Raw genomic sequence first — 18533 nt, forward strand, 5'->3', positions numbered from 1 at the left:
CCGCGCCCCCAGGTTGGCCGCCCCCTCACGGGGGGCAGGCCGGGTTTGCACTAGCGGAGCCTTATGCTTGATGGTCACCGTCATAGCGCGGCCTCCGTTTGGCACACCAGCCAGTGCCCATAGAGCCGGCTGGGGGATGGGTGGGCCTTGAGCGTCTGCAGGGTGAGCGGCGCCCGCTCCTGGCCAAACGCCTCGTTGAGGGCCGCCAGCAGGACGAGCTGCTGCACCGAATCCACCCCGAGTTCACACAGGGTCTGCTGCCAGATGCCGGGCACGCCGCACAGACGCTCCCACAGGGCCACCAAAGAAGCGGCCTCCTTCGGGCAGTGATCCGCCATTGAGGCTGCCGGTCGCACGACCACAGGGGACGGCTCACCCACATCCGCAGGTCTGGCCGGTTGGCTCAGATCCGTCTGCGCCAGCCAGTCGAGCTCGGCCAGCCAGTCAGCCAGCACCGCCTCGGCCCGGGCCTCGGGGATCTGCTCGCCATCGAACTCGAGGCGCAGCTGGAGCGTCTCGCCCCGGCTGCTAACCACCAAGGAGAGCGGCAGCTCCACCTTCTCCACCACGGTGCCAAAGCGCGGCACCAGCTGGTGAGGCTCGGGGGCGACAGGGGCCGCCGGCATGGGGTAGTTCTCGAACACGAACAGGCTCTGGAACAGACGCGATCTACCTTTCGTCAGCGCCGCCAGCGACTGGGTGCCGTGCTCATTGAGCGCCATCAAATCCGTCTGCAACTGGGCGATATGCTCGGCCAGGGTCAGCTCGGTGCGCCACGCCAGCGCCAACGGCAGGCTGTTGATGTAGAGCCCGACGCTCGCGGTGATCCCCTCGATGGGGTAATCCCTACCCGGGGTCACGTTGCCCACCAGGGTGACGGCATCGCCAGAGTGGCGTGCCAGCAGACGGTGCCAGGCATATTGGGCCAACAGGCCTGCAGTCACGCCAAGGTCGCGGGCACGATGGGCGAGCAAGGTCGCCACCTCGGTCGGCAGCGACGTGGCGCACACCCCCGGTCGCTGCTGGGTATGACGCCCGCTTGAGCGAGCGTCCAGTGTCACTCCGAACAGGCAGGCGAGATCGTTAGGCGTTGCCAAGAGCTCGCCTCGCCCCTGCCAGTAGGCGTCGGCGCTGCGGGCTTGGCTGGCGATATGGCGGCCAAATTCGAGCCAGGCGGTATCCGGCTCGCCCTGCGGTAACAGGCCGTTCATCAGCGCCTGATAGCCGCGATGCAAGGAACCCAGCAACACGGGGCCGCTCCAGCCATCCAGCACGCCGTGATGGGCGCTGAAGATCACCTTGTGGTGATCGGGGGCCAATTTGAAACAGGCAAGGCGCAGCAGGGGGGCCTGTTCCAGCGGGATCGGGCGGGCCAGATCCTGCTCGCGATAGGCCTGGACCCGTGTCTCTGCATTTTCCACTTCAGACAAGTCCTCATAGTGGAATGGCAACTCGGCGTGCTTGAGGATGCGCTGGAGCGCCACCCCATCCGCCAGCACCAGCTCGCTGCGAAGGGCCGGCCAAAGGGCGATCTGCCCCTGCCAGGCCTGACGGTAGACCGCCACGTCCAGCGGCTGGTGATAGTCGATCTCGGTCTGCAGGTGATAGGCGTGATCCCGGGGCAGCAGCGCCCTGTGATGGAACATGCTCTGCTGAAGCGAGGTCATGGGCAGCAGGGTCTCCACCTCGCGTCCGCTCAGCACCCCATCGAGCGCGGCTTGCGAGAGGCCAAGCCCCGGGAAGTCGCTCGGGGTATGGCGCGGGGCCTTCAGGTTGCAGCAGTGATCCACCAGCGCCGTCAGGTTGTCCGCCAGCCGCGCCATCAGGGCGTCGCTCGCCTGCTGGTTGAGGGCGCCGACCTGGCGCAGGGTGAGGCGGCCGTTGTAGACGCCCCCGTGCAGGCTGACCAGCTCCCGCGGCAGGTTGTCAGGGGACGTAGGTGCCCCCGGTGCCACCGGCAGGGGCTGCCAGGCTTGGCTTGCAACGCCCTGATGGCTGACCCCCAGGTAGTTGAAGACTACCAGGGCTTCGGGCAGTGCCCAGCCACGGGGGTGGTGCAGGCGCAGGGCGTTGAAGCCCACCCCCTTGTCCGGCACGGCGCGCAGTTGCTCCTTGGTGGCGCACACCAGCGCGTCCCACTCCTTGGCATCCGCCAGCGCCAGCGGATAGGTGCTGGTAAACCAGCCGAGGGTACGGCTCACGTCGAGTTCCGCATCGATGGCCTCACGGCCGTGCCCTTCCAGCATCACGCAGTGACGATTGCCGTAACCCAGCTCGCTCAGGGTACGGGTCAGTGCCGCCAGCAGCAGGTCGGGCACCCGGGTAAAGTAGGCCTGGTTGGCGGAGTCGATGAGCCGGGCCGTGGTCTCCTGACTCAGTTGCAGCAGGCTGGCGGCGGCGCGGCCATCGATGGCGCGCGCAGCGATCAGCAGGTGACCCTGGCTGCCTTCCCCCTGAGCCAGCCAGAAGCCAAGCTGATCCTCTTCCCGTTTGGCGTAGGCCGCGAGCCCCTCGCCCCACTGGCGATAGCTGCTGCCCTTGGCGGGCAGTGGCTCGCCCCTGCTCACCCGAGCCAGATCCTCGGCCAGAATGCGCCAGGAGACCGCATCGATGACCAGGTGATGGAAGGCGAGGAAGAGCCCCTCCACCGTCTCGCCCTCCCGCTCACCTTCCAGAGAGAGATTGCGCAGGCGGGCCCAGGCCAGGGTGTGGCCGCTGGCGGGGTCGAAATCTCCCTGCAGCTCGGTCAGGCGGGCTTGCAGTTCGGCCTCATCGAGATTGGCGGCATCCAGGGTCGGCAGCGGCGGCAATGGCAGTTCGGCCAGGTAGCGCTGGCCGGTCGGGGTCACCGCCAGACGCAGGGCATCGTGGTGCTGGCGCAACGCATCCAGCCAGCCGCGCAGGGCCTCATCGTCCACCCCGGCCGGCAGGCGCAGGATCACCCCCTGGTTCCAGTGACCGGACTTGGCAAAGCCCTGCTCGAAGAACCAGTGCTGAATGGGGTGGAGCGGGAACTCGCCGGTCAAACTGCCCTGCTCGCTTCTGTGGCTGACCGCCTGCTGCTGGCCGAGCTGGCGGCAGAGGCGGCGCACCGTCTTGGCTTCGAACACGTCCTTCACGCTGCAGTGCAGTCCCGCATCCCGCAACCGGGTGGTGAGCTGGATGCTGAGGATGGAGTCACCGCCCAGGCGGAAGAAGTCATCCTCCACCCCGAGCGGTTGCTTGAGCACCCCTTGCCAGATGGCAAGCACTGTCTGCTCCAGCTCGTTTTGCGGCTCGCCCTTGCCCTGCTGCCAGACGATGGCGGGCAGACGGCGCAAGTCCAGCTTGCCGTTGGGGGTGAGCGGCATCTCGGACAGCCAGCACAGGCGCGCCGGCACCATGTATTCGGGCAGGCACTCGCCGGCCCGCTGCAGCAGGGCATCGCCGTCGGGCTCCCTTGCCCCGGCCTGCAAACAGGCGTAAGCGAGCAGGCGCCCCTCCTGCACCACCACCTTGATCTGGCGAATGGCCGGGCACAATTCGGCAAGCCGGGTCTCTATCTCCCCCGGCTCGATGCGATAGCCGCGCAGCTTGATCTGCTCGTCTATCCGGCCCAGATACTGGATGTTGCCATCACGGCGCAGCAGGGCCCGATCGCCGGTGCGATAGAGGCGATGGGTACGTTCCTCATTCGTTGCATCAAAGGCCAGCTCGATAAAGGCCTCCTGGGTACGTTCCGGCAGATTGAGGTAGCCGCGGGCCAGCCCCAGCCCCGCCAGGCAGAGCTCGCCGGGCACCCCCACCGGGCAGAGGTTGCCCGCCTCGTCCAGGATCAGTGCCTTCAGGTTGTTGACCGGTCGACCTATGGTGATGGGCACCCCCGGGGTGAGCCGTGCGCAGAGCGCGGTGACGGTGCACTCGGTCGGGCCGTACATGTTGAAGAGGGCCACCCGCTCCCCCCAGCGCTCCACCAGGCTGCTCGGGCACGCCTCGCCGCCAAAACCGATGGCCTTGAGGGAACCGAGATCCGTCGGTGGCAGCAGGTTCGCCAGCAGGGCGGTCGGCAAAATCATATGGCTGGCACCGCAAGCGATCGCGGCACTGATCACCCCCTCGCCCGGCTCGCCGAAGTGCAGGGCCGCGCCGCAGTACAGGGGCAGCAAGGCGGTCATGTTGCCCGCATCGAACGAGAGGGACATGCAGTTGAACATGACTCCATTCTGATCAAGGGCGATGCGCTCGCCGTGATCCGCCATCAGGTTGACCAGGCTGCCCTGCTCCACCATGACCCCCTTGGGCAGGCCGGTGCTGCCGGAGGTGTAGATGATCTGGGCCAGCATGGCGGCGTCCCGAGGCAATGCAGGCGTGCTGGCTGGCATCTTGTCCAGCGCCAGCCCGTGCAGATCGTGATATTCGGCCGTCGTGCCCGCCAGCGCCTCGCCAAGGCGCGGGTCCGGCACGCCCCCCAGCACCAGGCTGATGGAGGCATCGCCCAGGATATGGGCCAGCCGCTCGGCGGGATAGGCAGGGTCGAGGGGCACATAGGCCGCCCCCGCCTTCCAGCAGGCGAGCAGGGCGATGACGAAGGCCACATCGCGCCTGGCCTGGATGCCGATGGCGGCGCCCGGGGTGACGCCGCGAGCCTGCAGCCAGTGGGCCAGCCGGTTGGCTCGCACCTCCAGCTCGCCATAGGTCAACGATTGCGCGCCGTCGCTCACCGCCAACGCGTCCGGGCACTTCCCAGCGCGCCGCTCGATATGACAGAGCAGGGTGTCGCGGCTCGGGTAATCCGGCGGCAGGTCGGCAAGCTCGGCGGCCAGCGCGGCTTGGTCGGTGCCCGCCTCCAGCGGCAGTTGCCAGATGTCGGTCTCGGGGGCCGCCACCACGGCGCGCATCAGGTGCAGCAGGCGATCGGCATAAGCCTGGATGGTCTCTCGCTCGAACAGGGCGGTGGCAAACAGCCAGTCCACCCTGACGGAGTCCATCAGCTCGGTCACCTTGACCGAGATGTCGGTCTTGGCCGGCAGCACAGGCGAGGTCTCCTCCACCAGCTGGCAGCCGGGGATGAGATCGTTGAAGTCCACCTTGGCCTGATAGACCAGCATGATCTGGAAGATGGGGTTGATGGCGGTAGTGCGATCGGCGCCGATGGCCTCGGCCAGCGCCTCGAAGCGGTAGAGCTGGTGATCGAAGGCCGCCAGATCCTCCTCCCGGCACTGCTGCAGATAGTCGACAAAGCTGGGCTTGCCGCTGAGTTGAGTGCGCAGCACCAGCGTATTGACGAAAAAGCCCACCAGCGACTCGATCTCGTGACGCTCGCGATAGGCGAGCGGGGTGCCGATGACCACCTCCTTCTCGCCGCTCTGGCGCACCATCAGCAGGGCGAACAGGGCGTGCAGACCGATGAAGTTGGAGGTGCTGTGCCGTTGGCAGAGGCGCTTGAAGCTCTCCCACAGCTCATTGTCGATGGTGGAGAAGACCAGCTCGCCGCCACTGTCCTGATGGGCCGGGCGCGGCTTGTCGAGCGGCAGACCGTGTACCTCGGGGCTGCCACCGAGCCGGTCGACCCAGAACGGCTTGAACTCGGCGTGATAATCGAGAAAACGCGGTGAGTTGAACCAGCGGGCATAGTCGATGTAGGTGAGCGGCAGCTCGCTTACCTGCAGAGGCTCGCGGTTCTGGTGGGCAAGAAAGGCGCGCTTGAGATCCGCGAACATGTTCTTGACCGACCAGCCGTCGGAGATGATGTGGTGCTGGGTGATCAGCAGCACGTGTTCGCGGCTGCCCAGCCGTATCAGGTGCACCCGGCTGAGATCCCCTTTGGTCAGGGAGAAGGGGCGCCCTATCTCTTCGCGCACCCGGCGGGCCACATAGGCCTCGCGCTCGGCAGCGGGCTCTGCGCTCACGTCCTCAATCTGCAACGTGAAGGGCTCGTGGGGCAGGATCTCCTGGGCCCCCCTGCCCGCCTCGTCCTTGATGAAGCGGGTGCGCATGCTGGGGTGGCGGGCAAACAGGTGGTCGAAGGCAAACTCCAGCGCCGCCGTGTCCAGCTCTCCCTTGACGCGAAAATAGACCGGCATGTTGTAGAGGTGGGAGGCCTCTTCGTACTGCTCGATAAACCAGAGTCCGCTCTGGGAGGACGAGAGCGGCCCCTGCCGGGCGCCCTCGGAGGCAATGGGCGCCTCGAAGGCGGCGCGGGCCGCCAGGCAGCGCACCAGCTCATCCTTGTGGGCCTTGATGGTGGCGCCGATGGCCGGCGTCACCGCCTCCTTGCTCGACTGGGAGATAAGCTGGCCCTTGTCGTTCAGCGCCAGCTTCACTCCCTGCCGTTCCAGCTGTTTCAACAGCAAAATCATATTGTTCATCTGTTTCTCAAGCCTCAGGCACTCAGGGTGGCGCCGCCGTCGACGACCAGATCCTGCAGCGTGATGTGGCTGGCCAGATCCGAGGCCAGGAAGAGGACGGTATGGGCGATCTCCGCCGGGGTGGCGACCTTGCGCAGGGGGATGCCGAGCTTGAACTGCTCCGGCAGCCCGGCGATGGTGCGGGCCATGGCCTCCTCGCTTGGCAGCATGCCGCGCAGCATGGGGGTATCCGTCGAGCCCGGCGACACCAGGTTGGCGCGCACGCCGAAGGGGGCCAGCTCCAGCCCCACCGTCTGGGTCAGGCTGGTGACCGCCGCCTTGGAGGCACAGTAGGCCGCCATCTGCATGCGCGGCACATGGGCGGCGTTGGAGCCGATGGTGACGATGGCACCGCGCCGCTGCCCCTTGAAGTGGGGCACCAGGGCCCGCAGCAGATAGAAGACGCCGCTGGCGTTGACCGTCATGCAGTCGTGCCAGTCATCATCGCTTAAGGTTTCGGTGGGGCCGAGGCGCAGCACCCCGGCCCCGTTCACCAGCACATCGAGCCCGCCGTCCGCCAGCAGCGCTGCGCAGCAGGCGTTGACCGCCTTCGAGTCGCCAATATCGAGCAGCCGGGTGGCATAGGGGTAGTCCGCTTCGGGAAACGCAAGATCCAGCCCCACCACGGATGCGCCGGCCGCCACGAACTGCGTCGCCACCTCACGGCCGATGCCGCGCCCGGCTCCGGTCACCCAGACCCGCTTGCCAGTGAAATCAAAGGCCATTGCTTGTTGCTCCTTATCCATCACCACACCATCTCCACGCTCTCTTCGTCCTCGGAAAGCAGGCCATCGAGGAAACGGCAGAAGTCGTCGAGGCGCGGGTGATCGAACACGTCGGAGACCTTGACCTGCACCCCGAACTCGGCGCCGAGCCGGTTGACGATCTGGATGGTCTGCAGGGACTGGCCCCCCAGTTCGAAGAAGTTGTCGGCAGGCGACATGGTGGCGAGCCCCAGGATCTGCTGCCAGATGGCGCCGACCCGGTTCTCGGTCTCGCTGCCCAGGGTCAGGGCTTCGCCGCCCGCCTGGTAGGCGGCCAGCAGGGCCTTGCGATCCAGCTTGTTGGAGCCGGTGCGGGGCAGCTGGTCATAGTGGCGATAGTCGGTGGGGATCATGGCGGCAGGCAGCACCCTGGCCAGCTGCGCCTTGATGACCCGGCTGTCGCGCGCCGCCCCCGCCACGAAGGCCACCAGCCGGCGCACGCTGCCGATGCTCACCCCCTGCACGCACGCCTCGTCCACCCCCGGCAGGGCCAGCAGTTGGGCCTCCACTTCGCCGGGCTGGATGCGATAGCCGCTTATCTTGAACTCGTTGTCGCGCCGACCCAGATAGACCAGCTGGCCATCCACCAGGCGCACCCGATCGCCGGTGCGATAGACGGGCATCTGCTCTGCGCCAACCCGTAGGGTGCCAAAGCTCCCTTGCACGCCCCCCACGTAGCCGTTGGCCAGCTGCGGGCCGAGCAGCACCAGCTCCCCCTCGCTGGCGGGTTGCTCCCCCGCCCCCAGAATGAGCGCCTGCATGCCGGGCAGCGGCAGGCCGATGGGCAGCTGGGCCTGGCTCGGGTCTTCCTGTTGCAGCTCCTGAGTGGTCACCACCACGGTCGTTTCGGTGGGGCCGTAGGTGTTGAACAGGCGCACATCGTTGCGGCCCTGACGCTGCCACTGGGCCAGCTGCTCGGGGTAGACCGCCTCGCCGCCGATGATGACGGTGGTAAGCCCGGCAGGAATGTGGGCCTGACCCGCCGTCAATGCCACCACCCACTCGTTCCAGAACGCGGTGGGCAGGTCGAGGTGGGTGATCCCCATCTGCTCCACCCCGGCCGCAAAGGCGGGCATGGATTCGAGCAGGGCGTCGGTGCGCAGTACCAGGGTGGCGCCGGCGCTCAAGGTGGCGAACACCTCCTCGATGCTGGCGTCGAAGTTGAAGGGGGCGAATTGCAACATCCGCGCCTCTTCATTCAGGTGATAACGGCAGCGGGCGGCGGCGGCGAAGTGATCCAGCGCGCCGTGGCTCACCGCCACCCCCTTGGGCAGGCCGGTCGAGCCCGAGGTGAACATCAGGTAGGCGACGGCGCGGCCGGCTGTCGGCTGGTTCAAGCGGTTATCACTCACCAGATCCCCCGCCAGGAGCGTGCGCCCCTCAAACAGGCTGGCCAGCTTGTGGCGGTACTCGGCCTGGGTGATCAGGGTCTTGACCTCCCCCAGCCGCAGAATATGGCCCTGGCGCTCCAGCGGCTGCTCGGGGTCGAGCGGCACGTAGACGGCGCCCGCCAGCAACACCGCCAGCTGGGCGAAGATGGCCTGGGGGGTGCGGGCCAGCATGACCCCCACCTTGTCGCCGGGGGCGACGCCTGCGGCTTGCAGGGCGGCCGCCATCTGTTCGCAGCGGGCCAGCAGCGCCTCGTAGCTGAAGCGGACCTCTCCCTGCGCCGTGCTCTGAATCAAGGCAATCTTGTCCGGGGTCTGGGCGGCGAAGTGGCAGAGCGCCTCCAGCACCGGCCGCACCTGGAGAGCTTCATGGGCGGGGCCGGCGATCAGGGCGCTGGCCCGCTGCTCGGCCAGCCAGTCGGCCTTGAGCGCCCCCAGCGTCTGGGTGGGCTCGGCCAGCCAGCGGCCCAGCAGGGCAAACAGGGTATCGGCGATGGCCGCCAGATCGGCCTGCTGGTAGCAGTCGGGGTTGGCGTCCAGATCCAGTCTGGGCTGGCCATCGACGCCGACCTGCACCTCGATGGTGAGATCCTCCACCGGCCCGGCGCTGATGTTGAGAATATGGGCAGATAGCGGCCCGAAGCGGCGAGCGTGATCAAACGGCATGATGTTGACCAGCGGGCCAAACAGGCGCTTGTCGCCCCCCACCAGGCCAAGGTCGCGGCGCAACAGCTCGTAGCGGTAGTGCTGGTGTTTGCGCACCCCGCGCTTGGCCTTGGCCACGGCGCCGGCGGCTCCCGCCAGATCCAGTTCTTCACCCAGTGTCAGCGCCAGCGGGGTAATGTTCATCTGCATGCAGGGCACGGTCAGCGACGCCGAGCCGATGCGGTTCATCATCATCAGGCCGAGCAGGGTCTTATCCTGGCCGCTCGACAGCGACAGCTGGACAGAGAGACCGGCCAGCAGCAGATCGGGCCAACCCAGCTTGTGCTCGTCGGCAAAGCCGGTCAGGGATTGCCAGAGCGCCGCCGGCAGCGGACGGCTCTCGCGGATAAATTCGGCGGCAATCGGTGCGCGGGTCTCGCCAAAGGACTTCACCTCGGGCCAGCCTTGCAGCTGCTCCTGCCAGAAGGCGCGGGCGGCGTCGTTCTTGCCGCTCTGCTCGCGGCTCGCCTCTTCTGCCAGCACTTCAGCCAACGAGCCGAAGGGAGATGGGGAGTTCATCTCACCGGCCAGCCCCTCTGCATACAGTTCGGCGATGCGCTGGAACAGCAAGGTGGTGCCAAAGCCGTCGAGGGCGATGTGGTGCACGCAGCTGTAGAGATAATCGCGGCCGGGGCCGCGCAGCAGGGCGAAACGGCAGGGTGCCTCTTGGGTCAGCTCGAACGGGCGGCGCAGATCGGCCCAGGCCCAGGCGCGGGCCAGCGTCTCGTCATCGTGCTCGAGGGAGATTTCTTCATAGGCCAGGGGCAGCTCATGCGAGACGAAGCAGACCGCCTCCTTATCGTCTTCGAAGTGGCCCTTGAGCGCCTCGCACTCCCCCACCGCCTTGGCAAGGGCCGCGACCAGCACGGCCGCCTCGACCTTGCCGTCGAAGGCGATGCACTCGGCGGTGTTGAACATCGCCTTGTCGTCATTGAGCAGATGTCCGGACCAGAGCCCCTGCTGGGGGATGGTCAAGGGGAAGCGGTTCATGGGGTCACCTCCAGCGCCTGGGCTGCCAGCCTGGCCTCGATGAGGCACCACCAGCCGTTGAGGGTCGGCAGCTTGGCGAGATCCACGAAGCCGAGCTCCACCCCGGCGGCGCGCCACTCGGTGAGCAGGGCCATGATCCGCACTGAATCCAGACCGTAGTCGATGAGATTCTCGTCGGGGTCAAACTCCTCTTCGTCCTCATCGATGTGGCTCAGCAGCCGCGCCTTGAGCCCCTCATATGTCAGCAACGGATTGGTGGGCTGGGCGGCAGAAGCGGAGGCCGGGGCGAGGGCCAGTACCTCCTCGCAGCGGATCACCTTGCCGCAGCGGGTCGCCACATAGTCGAGCGCCATCTGGTGGTCGCCCAGGGAGAAGTCCGCCACCCCGTCCGCCAGGAAGAAGGGCTGGATGTCGCGCATGAAGGCGTCGCAGGCGGTCATCATGCAGCCGATATGGCCGTAGATACCGCCGATGATCAGCTGATCCCGCCCCAACTCCTTGAGCATCTGCTCGAGCTCGGAGCGCTGGAAGGCGCTGTAGCGCCACTTGACCAGCACGGTGTCGTCCCGCTCCGGGCGCAGGGCTGCCACCACCTGCTGCTGCTCGGGTCGCTTGTTGAGACCCGGGCCCCACATGTCGTTGAGCAGGGCGCGATCTTCAGGGGATTGATCCTTGGGCTGGGCGGTGTAGAAAACCGGGATGCCGAGGGCCTTGCACTGCTTGCGCACGGCGGCCAGACGCTCGGTGAGCGCCGCGATCAGCGGGCTGTTTTCGCCATAGAAGGCGGTGAAGTACTCCTGCATGTCGTGGATCAGCAGGGCGGCGCGTTTGGGATCCAGAGACCAGTTGACCTTGTTGGCCTTCCACTGGCTGGGCATGGCGTAATTGTTCAGGGTTGGGATAGCCATAACGTCATGATTCCTTACTAGTTTTTATGCTGTAGAGGCTGGTTGGCGGCGATGGCGTGCGCAATGCGCGCCCGCAGCCCCTGCTTGTCAATCTTGCCCACCGCCGTCATGGGCAGGGCGTCCAGGGTTTCGAAGCGGTCGGGCAGCTTGAAGTCCGCCACCCCGCGCTCGCGCAGAAACTTGCGCAAGGCCAGCGGCTTCAAGGCGGGATCCGTGCTGACGATGAAGGCGCAGCTCTTCTCCCCCATGGCGCTGTCGGGCATGGAGACCAGGGCCGCCTGGGTGATGGCCGGATGGTGCAGCAGCTGGTTTTCCACCTCTTCCGCCGCGATCTTCTCGCCGCCCCGGTTGATCTGATCCTTCTGCCGCCCCACCACGGTGAGGTAACCATCGGCATCCTGTACCACCAGATCGCCGGAGCAGTAGAAGCCCTCGACATCGAACACCCGGGCGTTGTGGGCCGGGCTCTGGTAGTAGCCGCGAAAGGTGTAGGGGCCGCGGGTGTGCAGGGCGCCAGGCTCGCCCGGGGCAACCGGATTGCCCGCCTCATCGAGGATGCGCACCTCGTCGTCCGGGCTCATGGGACGGCCCTGGGTGTGAATGACCTTCTCGTCGGGATCAGAGAGCCGGGTGTAGTTGACCAGCCCTTCCGCCATGCCGAACACCTGCTGCAGCCGGCAACCGAGCAGCGGCCCAATCTTGCTGGCCACAGCCTCCCCCAGCTTGGCGCCGCCCACTTGCAGCAAGTCGAGGCTCTCGAGCTGAGTGCGCGCAGTGGGGTCCGCTTCCGCGGCCTGCAGCCAGAGCGAGACCGCCGGCGGCACCAGCGAGGTGAGATTGACCCGGTGGCGGGCGATCAGCGGAAAACAGCTGATGGGGCTGGGGTCGGGCGCCAGCACCACGGTACCGCCCGCCTCGAACACCCCCAGGGCGCCCGGGGAGCTCAGGGGGAAGTTGTGGGGCGCCGGCAGGGCGCACAGATAGCGGGTATGGGGGCCGAGGCCGCAAATTTCGTTGCTGCGGCGCACGCTGTACAGGTAATCGTCGTGGGTGCGGGGGATGAGCTTGGGGGTGCCGGTGCTGCCACCGGAGAGCTGGAAGAAGGCCACCTCGTCCGCCGGGGTCGGGCCATATTTCACTGGCTCACTCTCATCCCCCTTCGTCAACCAGTGGGTCAGCCCCAGCTCCTCCCCATCGCCATCCAGCAGCACCAGCTCGGCGCCGATGGTTGTCAGCAGCTCGCTCTCGCGACCCTTGCTCGCAAACAGCGGATGAGCCAGCGAGCCGATAAAGAGGCGCGGTGTGATCTGCTCGGCATAAGAGAGGAGCTCCAGCCGGTTGTGGCTAAAGAGCGCATTGACCGGCGCGATGCCGGCTTTGAGCAGGGCGAAGAACACCAGATAGAACTCGGCCACGTTGGGGAGCTGCACCAGCGCGGTGTCCCCCACCCCCAGGCCGTGGCGGGCCAGATTGGCGGCCAGCCGGCTCGAGGCGGCGTCCAGCTCACGATAACTGAAGCGCCGCTCGCCGCAGAGGATGGCCTCGGCGTCGGGGGCCAGCTCGCACTGACGCGCCAGCATGGCGGTCAGCGGCTCGCCGCGCCAATAGCCCTTGGCGCGGTACAGCTGGGCCAACTCTTCGGGCCAGCGGGTATAGGGCAGGAAGCGGTTGGTATCGCTCATTGCGCCACCTCCAAATCCAGGCCCAGTGCCTTGAGCATGGTGCCCAGCTTGGTGCCGGTCTCGGCCCACTCCATGGCGGGATCCGAGCCCGCGACGATACCGGCGCCAGCAAACAGCTCCACCTGATGGCCATCGAGCACGCCGCAGCGGATCACCACGGCCCACTCGCCGTTGCCCTGGCTGTCGCACCAACCGACGATGCCGCTGAACAGGGCGCGCCGGAAGGGCTCCTGCTCGCGGATGAACTGGCGGGCCAGATCAGTGGGATAGCCGCACAGGGCCGGGGTGGGATGCAGCTGGCAGGCAAGTGACAGTACCGATGCCTCGCCGCCATTGAGCCGCCCGGCGATGGGGGTGCCCAGATGCCAGAGGGTATCCGTGCTCATCAGGGAGGGATGAGAGGGGATCGCCAGCTCGCGGCAGTGGGGGGTCAGCACCCGGCGGATCTCGTCGATCACCAGGCGGTGTTCATGCTGATCCTTGCGAGAAGCCAGCAGATCCCGGGCCACCATCTCGTCTTGCGCCGGTTCGCTCGCCCGTCTGGCGGAGCCCGCCAACGGATGGGTGAACACCTCTCCCCCGCTGACCCGCAGCAGCAGCTCGGGGCTTGCGCCCAGCAGGCGGCGGTCCTGGCCGAGCGGCAGGGAGAAGTGGAAGGCGTGGGGATTCTGGGCCATCAAACGGGCCATCACCTGCTTAGGATCGGCAGGCTGGTGCAGGGTAAGGGTGAGTTTGCGCGACAACACCACCTTGGCGAGCCGGCCTTGTGCAAACGCATCCAGCGCCGCGCTGACCGAGGCCTGAAATTCGCTGGCCGGCGGGGTGCTCTGCACCGAGATGACCCGGTTGGCCTCGGGGGCCTGCTCAGCCGCTGTCACCGATGACGGCTCTGTCGGGGCCAGTTTCTCGCCCCGCTTATAGCTGCCGGGCACATAGAGGCAGGAGGCCTCCGCCGGGTCGAACGCAAAAGCACCGATCAGCAGAGGATTGCTCTGGCCGGCGGCGCTGGCCGCGGCTAAGGCGCTGGCAATCTGTTGTTCCAGCAGGGGCCATTCACAGGCGGGGGTGGTGATGGGTTGCCCCAGGTCAGTGGCACTGATCGTGCCCTGACCCGAGGTAAACAAGAAATCAGGCGACATCTTCGCCTCGGCAGGTGTGCCATTGTCCATTACTCGAGTCTTCACGTAACACCCTCAAAGAAGATTCAAAATGATAATGATTATCAATTTGACTTTGTGCGGCGGTAAAATACTCGCTTTGAAATCGCGGGGTCAATGGGATTTTGCATCGTTAAAACAGGAGCTTGTCTGTGGGTACTTCAGAGATGACGCCAGGGCGGGCCTGCTGGCGGTGAAGGGAAACAGCTACTCGAATGAAAACGGATTGCCATCCCCATATGGGGGATGCGACAGAAACCGGTCAGGGCGGCCCCACTGGCGGCCAACCCGCTTTGCCTCTAAGATGGCGCCACCTCTTGTGACAGCCCCGAAAATGGAACCCTCCCATGTTGAAACACCTGCTTCTGCTCCCCTTCGCCCTGCTGCTGGCGGCCTGCTCGCTGACCCAGTACAGCGTCAGCGAAGTGGAGATCAACCAGTACCTCAAGGAGCGAGTCGCCTTCGAGAAACAGCTGGGGATCCCCGGCATCATGTCGAGCAAGATCCGACTCGATGACATGCAAAGCCGCATCGGCCGCAGCCAGGCCGACAAGGTCGAGCTGGATGCCGCCGGCGAGCTGCAGGTGGCGAGCCCGCTGGGCAGCCAGCAGATGAAGATCCGCCTCTCCCTGCGGGCACGCCCGGACTATGTGGCCGAGCAGGGCGCCATCTATCTGCGCGATCTCGAGCTGCTCTCCGTCAAGACCGAGCCGGCGGACGTGGGCACCGCCCTCTCCCCGCTCTTGCCCACCTTCAACCAGTCCCTCTCCCTGTTCCTCTCCCAGACCCCCGTCTACCGGCTCGATGGCAGCCGCCAGAACGAGGCGCGGATCAAGGAGAAGGTCGAAGCCCTCAAGGTGGAGCCGGGCCGACTGGTCATCCCCTTCAAACTGATGTGACACCTGCCGCCGCGCCTCTCCTCTTCACCCCACCGGGGCGCGGTTTTTTTCTTCTCAAGCCCCGCCCTTTGCCCCATAATGCACACCATTCTCATTTAGATTCATGAGAAGCGTCATAATAAAATCAACAATATGGTGAGAAGGACATGAGAAAAACCGTACTGGTGCAGGCGATCGCCTGCGCACTCCTCAGCAGCGCCGCACAGGCTGCCGTCAAGGTGGAGGACAAGACGTTCAACACCGCCGCCAACATGCTGGCCTACACCGAATTCGAGCTCTCCGGCGAGCCGCTGGCCGAGGCCCTCGGTCTGGATCTGGATGTGCTGGACGCCAACCGCGCCGACGAGCCGACCCCGTTCGACTTCGCCGCCGGCATCGAATCCTATGAATACTCCGAAGAGGCGATGTACGCCCTCAACTACCAGTCCGGCATGGGCCCCCATCTGGTAAACGGGCCGCAAAACCAGGCCCGTGGCGGCACCCTGGCCGACCTGGGCAAACGGGTACTGGCCATGGCCGAGGCCGTCGGCTTCCCCGCCGATGAAATTCCCCAGGGCATGTATCCCCTCTCCCTGCCCTACGCCTCCGCCAACCCGGAGTTCGCCCAGGCCGTAAACGCCACCCCGGTCAACGGTGACCAGATCACCATCAAGACCGCCAAGGGCAACGAGAAGAGCGTCAAGACCCAGGTCCCCGCCTACTTCCGCGACTACGCCACCCTGCGCTGGAGCGGCAGTGACAACCTGCTGGTCCCGGCCGCCGTAGGCGGCATCCTGCTCAAGGAGGTGATGTGGTCCCAGGACTTCCTGGGGGGCATGCACGTGGCCGAGACCGATGAAGAGGTGGAAGCCGCGTCCGCCACCATGGATCAGGACGGCAAGCACAAGCTGGGGGTTTCTGCCGCCGACGGCTTCAACGGCATGATGCTGACCGAGCAGTCCATCGACAAGCTCGCCATCCTGCAAGGTCAGCTCGGCTTTGACGGCAAGACCCTGGGCGCCAAAATCACCCCGCAGTACGATCCGGCCAAGGGGGTTGTCTACTTCCCTCATCAGGTGAAAGTGACCGAGACCAGCAAGAACGACGCCGGTGCCATCGGCAAGCTGGAGGTCGTGGACGGCTCCGCCCAGTTGCGCGACGCCTGGATGCTGCTGTGGCCCCTCTCCGAGTTCTACGCCTTCAGCGATCAGCGCACGGCCAACACCAATCAGAACCCGGCCTTCCACGCCGTGTTTGACGGTGCCCCGTTCGCCGCCGCTCCGGCTGCCAACCAGACCAACGATCTGGGCAAGGCGGTGGCGGGCAGCGATGCCTTCTCCCTGGCCCTGAACCTCTCCAACCTCACCTTCAAGAACCTGCTGGCCCTGCACTTCGAGCCCAAGGCTGGCACCCTGGTCGACAGCTGGCAGGCTGGCAAACAGGCCGGGCACGTCACCACCTTCGACGTCGCCTACGCCCTAGTCGCCCTGCAGATCTTCCAGCGCGCCCAGGATGCGCTGCCGGTGGGTTACGCCGCCGGTGACAATGGCGAGCTGAACCTCAAGACCCCACAGGGTGAGCAGGCGATCGCACTGGTCCGCAAGCAGGCCGATTTCATCCTCGCCAACCTCAAGGGCAAGAATGGCCTGGTCCATGACGGTCTGACCCTGGGCGGCAAGCTTGACGCCGGTCAGTCCATCGACGCGCAGTTCGCCGCCATCCGCGGCTTGACCGCCGCCTTCCTGGCCACCTCGGATGCCAAGTACCGCACCGCGGCGCGCGAGCTCTTCATCGCCGCCGACAAGGCCTACTTCAATGCCAAGGCCGGAACCTGGCTCGCCGGCAAGCAGGGTGAATACACCCCCTGGACCCAGGCCGCCATCTCCGGCGCCCTGCGCTCTGCCATGCTGAACCTGCGCAACGAAGGGGCCGAGAAGGCACCCGAGCTGGAGCTGGCCCAGCTGACCCAGCGCTACGTGAGCTGGTTCCGCGGCACCGTCAACGGCGGCATGCAGATGGCCGAGTGGATCGGCGACTCCGGCGAGAACGTCATCGAGGGTGCCGGCAGCGACACCGACGAAGATGGCGTCCCGCAAGTGACCGCCGCCGGTGGCAAGCATGGCACCGCCATGGTGATGGCCGGCAAGGCCCTGGTCAGCGAGAAATAAATCGACCACCAATAGAAAGGGAGCCCAGGGCTCCCTTTTTTTGTCTGTGTCGACGAGGTTAGCCGAGCTTGGCCAGCATCGGCTTGGTCACCAGCACGATGCCCTGCTCGGAGCGGTAGAAGCGGCGAGCATCCTCGTCCGCGTTCTCCCCCACCACCAGGCCGTCTGGCAGCTTGCACCCCTTGTCCACCACCACCCGGCGCAAGCGGCAACCAGCCCCGATCTCGACCCCGGGGAAGATCACCGCCTGATCTAGGGTACAGAAGGAGTGCACCCGCACGTTGGTGAACAGCACCGAGTTGAGCACGAAGGAGCCGCTCACGATGGAGCCCCCCGCGAACATGGAGTTGATGGTCATGCCGTGCTGGCCGTTTCTGTCCTGCACGAACTTGGCCGGGGGCGACATGTTCTGGCTGGTCCAGATGGGCCAGTTCTCGTCATAGATGTCGAGCTCGGGCACCACGGAGGCAAGGTCCATGTTCGCCTCCCAGAACGAATCCAGGGTCCCCACGTCGCGCCAGTAGGGTTTTTGCCCCTCCTTGGCCCCGACACAGGACATGTTGAACGGGTGGGCAAAGGCCTTGCCCTCTCCCACGATGCGCGGGATCACGTCCATGCCGAAGTCGTGCTTGGACTCCTGGTTGTGGATGTCCTCTTCCAGCAACTGGTAGAGGTACTCCGCCTCGAAGATGTAGATGCCCATGGAGGCCAGCGAGCGATCCTCGCAGCCCGGCATGGCGGGCGGATTGGCCGGTTTCTCCACGAAGGCGCGGATCTTGCGTTGCTCGTCGATGTCCATCACCCCGAAGGCCGATGCCTCGCAGCGCGGTACCTCGATACAGGCCACCGTCACCTTGGCACCGAGGCGCACGTGATCCAGCAGCATGGCGGCGTAGTCCATCTTGTAGATGTGATCCCCCGCCAGCACCACGATGTACTTGGGACCGTAGTCACGGATGATGTCGACGTTCTGGTAGATGGCGTCTGCGGTGCCGCGATACCAGTGCACCTCGTCCACCCGTTGCTGGGCGGGCAGCAAGTCGATGAACTCGTTCATCTGGTAGCGCAGGAAAGACCAGCCCGATTGCAGGTGGCGCAACAGGCTGTGGGACTTGTACTGGGTCACCACACCCACCCGGCGGATGCCGGAGTTGATGCAGTTGGAGAGCACGAAGTCGATGATACGGAATTTGCCGCCAAAGTGGACGGCGGGCTTGGCGCGGTTATCGGTCAACTGCTTCAGGCGGCTGCCCCGTCCCCCTGCGAGCACCAAGGCCATACTCTGATTCAATAGTTGCCGTGCTTTGGCGGTGTCTACGGGTTCTAGCAACATATCTACCTCTGCTCTGTTGGGGCTGTTTTCAACCCATCTTCGCTTTTTTTACAGACCATGAAAGTGTTTTCACTCACATTTAGTTGCATTCCGCCGGCGCTTTATCGTGGAGTTGCGTGAGTACTCATGTTTTGCGCCAGCGACTTGGTTAGAATTTCTACATCATGAACATCA

General features: G+C 65.7%; 9 protein-coding genes. 2 read left to right on the forward strand and 7 right to left on the reverse strand.

Translation table 11 applies throughout. The features are described from left to right. Positions 1–80: 80 nt before the first annotated feature. The 6 genes from amoG to AB5Y51_RS14540 are packed head-to-tail and all read right to left on the reverse strand — an operon-like array spanning position 81 to position 14007. A complete protein-coding gene (amoG, locus tag AB5Y51_RS14515; RefSeq protein ID WP_368178636.1) occupies positions 81–6347 on the reverse strand; it encodes an amonabactin biosynthesis non-ribosomal peptide synthetase AmoG in 6267 nt (2088 codons plus the stop codon). Between the two features lie 14 nt (positions 6348–6361). Next, complete coding sequence (amoA, locus tag AB5Y51_RS14520; RefSeq protein ID WP_048207499.1) at positions 6362–7111, reverse strand: amonabactin biosynthesis protein AmoA; 750 nt, start codon at positions 7109–7111, stop codon at positions 6362–6364. 20 nt (positions 7112–7131) lie between these two features. After that, on the reverse strand, positions 7132–10233 hold the full coding sequence (gene amoF / locus AB5Y51_RS14525; RefSeq protein ID WP_368178637.1) for an amonabactin biosynthesis non-ribosomal peptide synthetase AmoF: 3102 nt from the start codon (positions 10231–10233) through the stop codon (positions 7132–7134). Further along, positions 10230–11141 carry an amonabactin biosynthesis bifunctional protein AmoB gene (gene amoB / locus AB5Y51_RS14530; protein WP_368178638.1) on the reverse strand — a complete coding sequence of 304 codons (912 nt, stop codon included), beginning with the start codon at positions 11139–11141 and terminating at the stop codon, positions 10230–10232. Before amoB ends, amoF begins: the two co-directional genes overlap by 4 nt. Before the next feature lie 17 nt (positions 11142–11158). Beyond that, a complete protein-coding gene (gene amoE, locus AB5Y51_RS14535; protein WP_368178639.1) occupies positions 11159–12823 on the reverse strand; it encodes an amonabactin biosynthesis (2,3-dihydroxybenzoyl)adenylate synthase AmoE in 1665 nt (554 codons plus the stop codon). Next, positions 12820–14007 carry an isochorismate synthase MenF gene (locus AB5Y51_RS14540; RefSeq protein ID WP_368178640.1) on the reverse strand — a complete coding sequence of 396 codons (1188 nt, stop codon included), beginning with the start codon at positions 14005–14007 and terminating at the stop codon, positions 12820–12822. The genes amoE and AB5Y51_RS14540 overlap by 4 nt, the downstream gene beginning before the upstream one ends. Positions 14008–14327: 320 nt before the next feature. Here AB5Y51_RS14540 and AB5Y51_RS14545 point away from each other — a divergent pair, with 320 nt between their 5' ends. Further along, complete coding sequence (locus tag AB5Y51_RS14545; protein ID WP_368178641.1) at positions 14328–14879, forward strand: lipoprotein; 552 nt, start codon at positions 14328–14330, stop codon at positions 14877–14879. 146 nt (positions 14880–15025) lie between these two features. Beyond that, the gene (locus tag AB5Y51_RS14550) at positions 15026–17026 is read left to right on the forward strand and encodes a hypothetical protein (protein ID WP_368178642.1); all 2001 of its coding nucleotides are present in this window, start codon (positions 15026–15028) and stop codon (positions 17024–17026) included. A 58-nt stretch (positions 17027–17084) separates the two neighbouring features. Here the strand turns inward: AB5Y51_RS14550 and glgC are convergent, their stop codons facing one another. After that, positions 17085–18359: a glucose-1-phosphate adenylyltransferase gene (glgC, locus tag AB5Y51_RS14555; RefSeq protein WP_039038908.1), complete on the reverse strand. Its 1275-nt coding sequence runs from the start codon at positions 18357–18359 to the stop codon at positions 17085–17087. Between the last annotated feature and the right edge of the window lie 174 nt (positions 18360–18533).

Origin of the sequence: Aeromonas sp. R7-1 (genome assembly GCF_040908115.1) — a bacterium.
GTDB lineage: Bacteria > Pseudomonadota > Gammaproteobacteria > Enterobacterales > Aeromonadaceae > Aeromonas > Aeromonas caviae.

Coding starts and splice junctions, on each gene's coding strand:
- amoG (WP_368178636.1), bottom strand. CDS start 6,347: ATGAACAATATGATTTTGCTGTTGAAACAGCTGGAACGGCAGGGAGTG.
- amoA (WP_048207499.1), bottom strand. CDS start 7,111: ATGGCCTTTGATTTCACTGGCAAGCGGGTCTGGGTGACCGGAGCCGGG.
- amoF (WP_368178637.1), bottom strand. CDS start 10,233: ATGAACCGCTTCCCCTTGACCATCCCCCAGCAGGGGCTCTGGTCCGGA.
- amoB (WP_368178638.1), bottom strand. CDS start 11,141: ATGGCTATCCCAACCCTGAACAATTACGCCATGCCCAGCCAGTGGAAG.
- amoE (WP_368178639.1), bottom strand. CDS start 12,823: ATGAGCGATACCAACCGCTTCCTGCCCTATACCCGCTGGCCCGAAGAG.
- AB5Y51_RS14545 (WP_368178641.1), top strand. CDS start 14,328: ATGTTGAAACACCTGCTTCTGCTCCCCTTCGCCCTGCTGCTGGCGGCC.
- AB5Y51_RS14550 (WP_368178642.1), top strand. CDS start 15,026: ATGAGAAAAACCGTACTGGTGCAGGCGATCGCCTGCGCACTCCTCAGC.
- glgC (WP_039038908.1), bottom strand. CDS start 18,359: ATGTTGCTAGAACCCGTAGACACCGCCAAAGCACGGCAACTATTGAAT.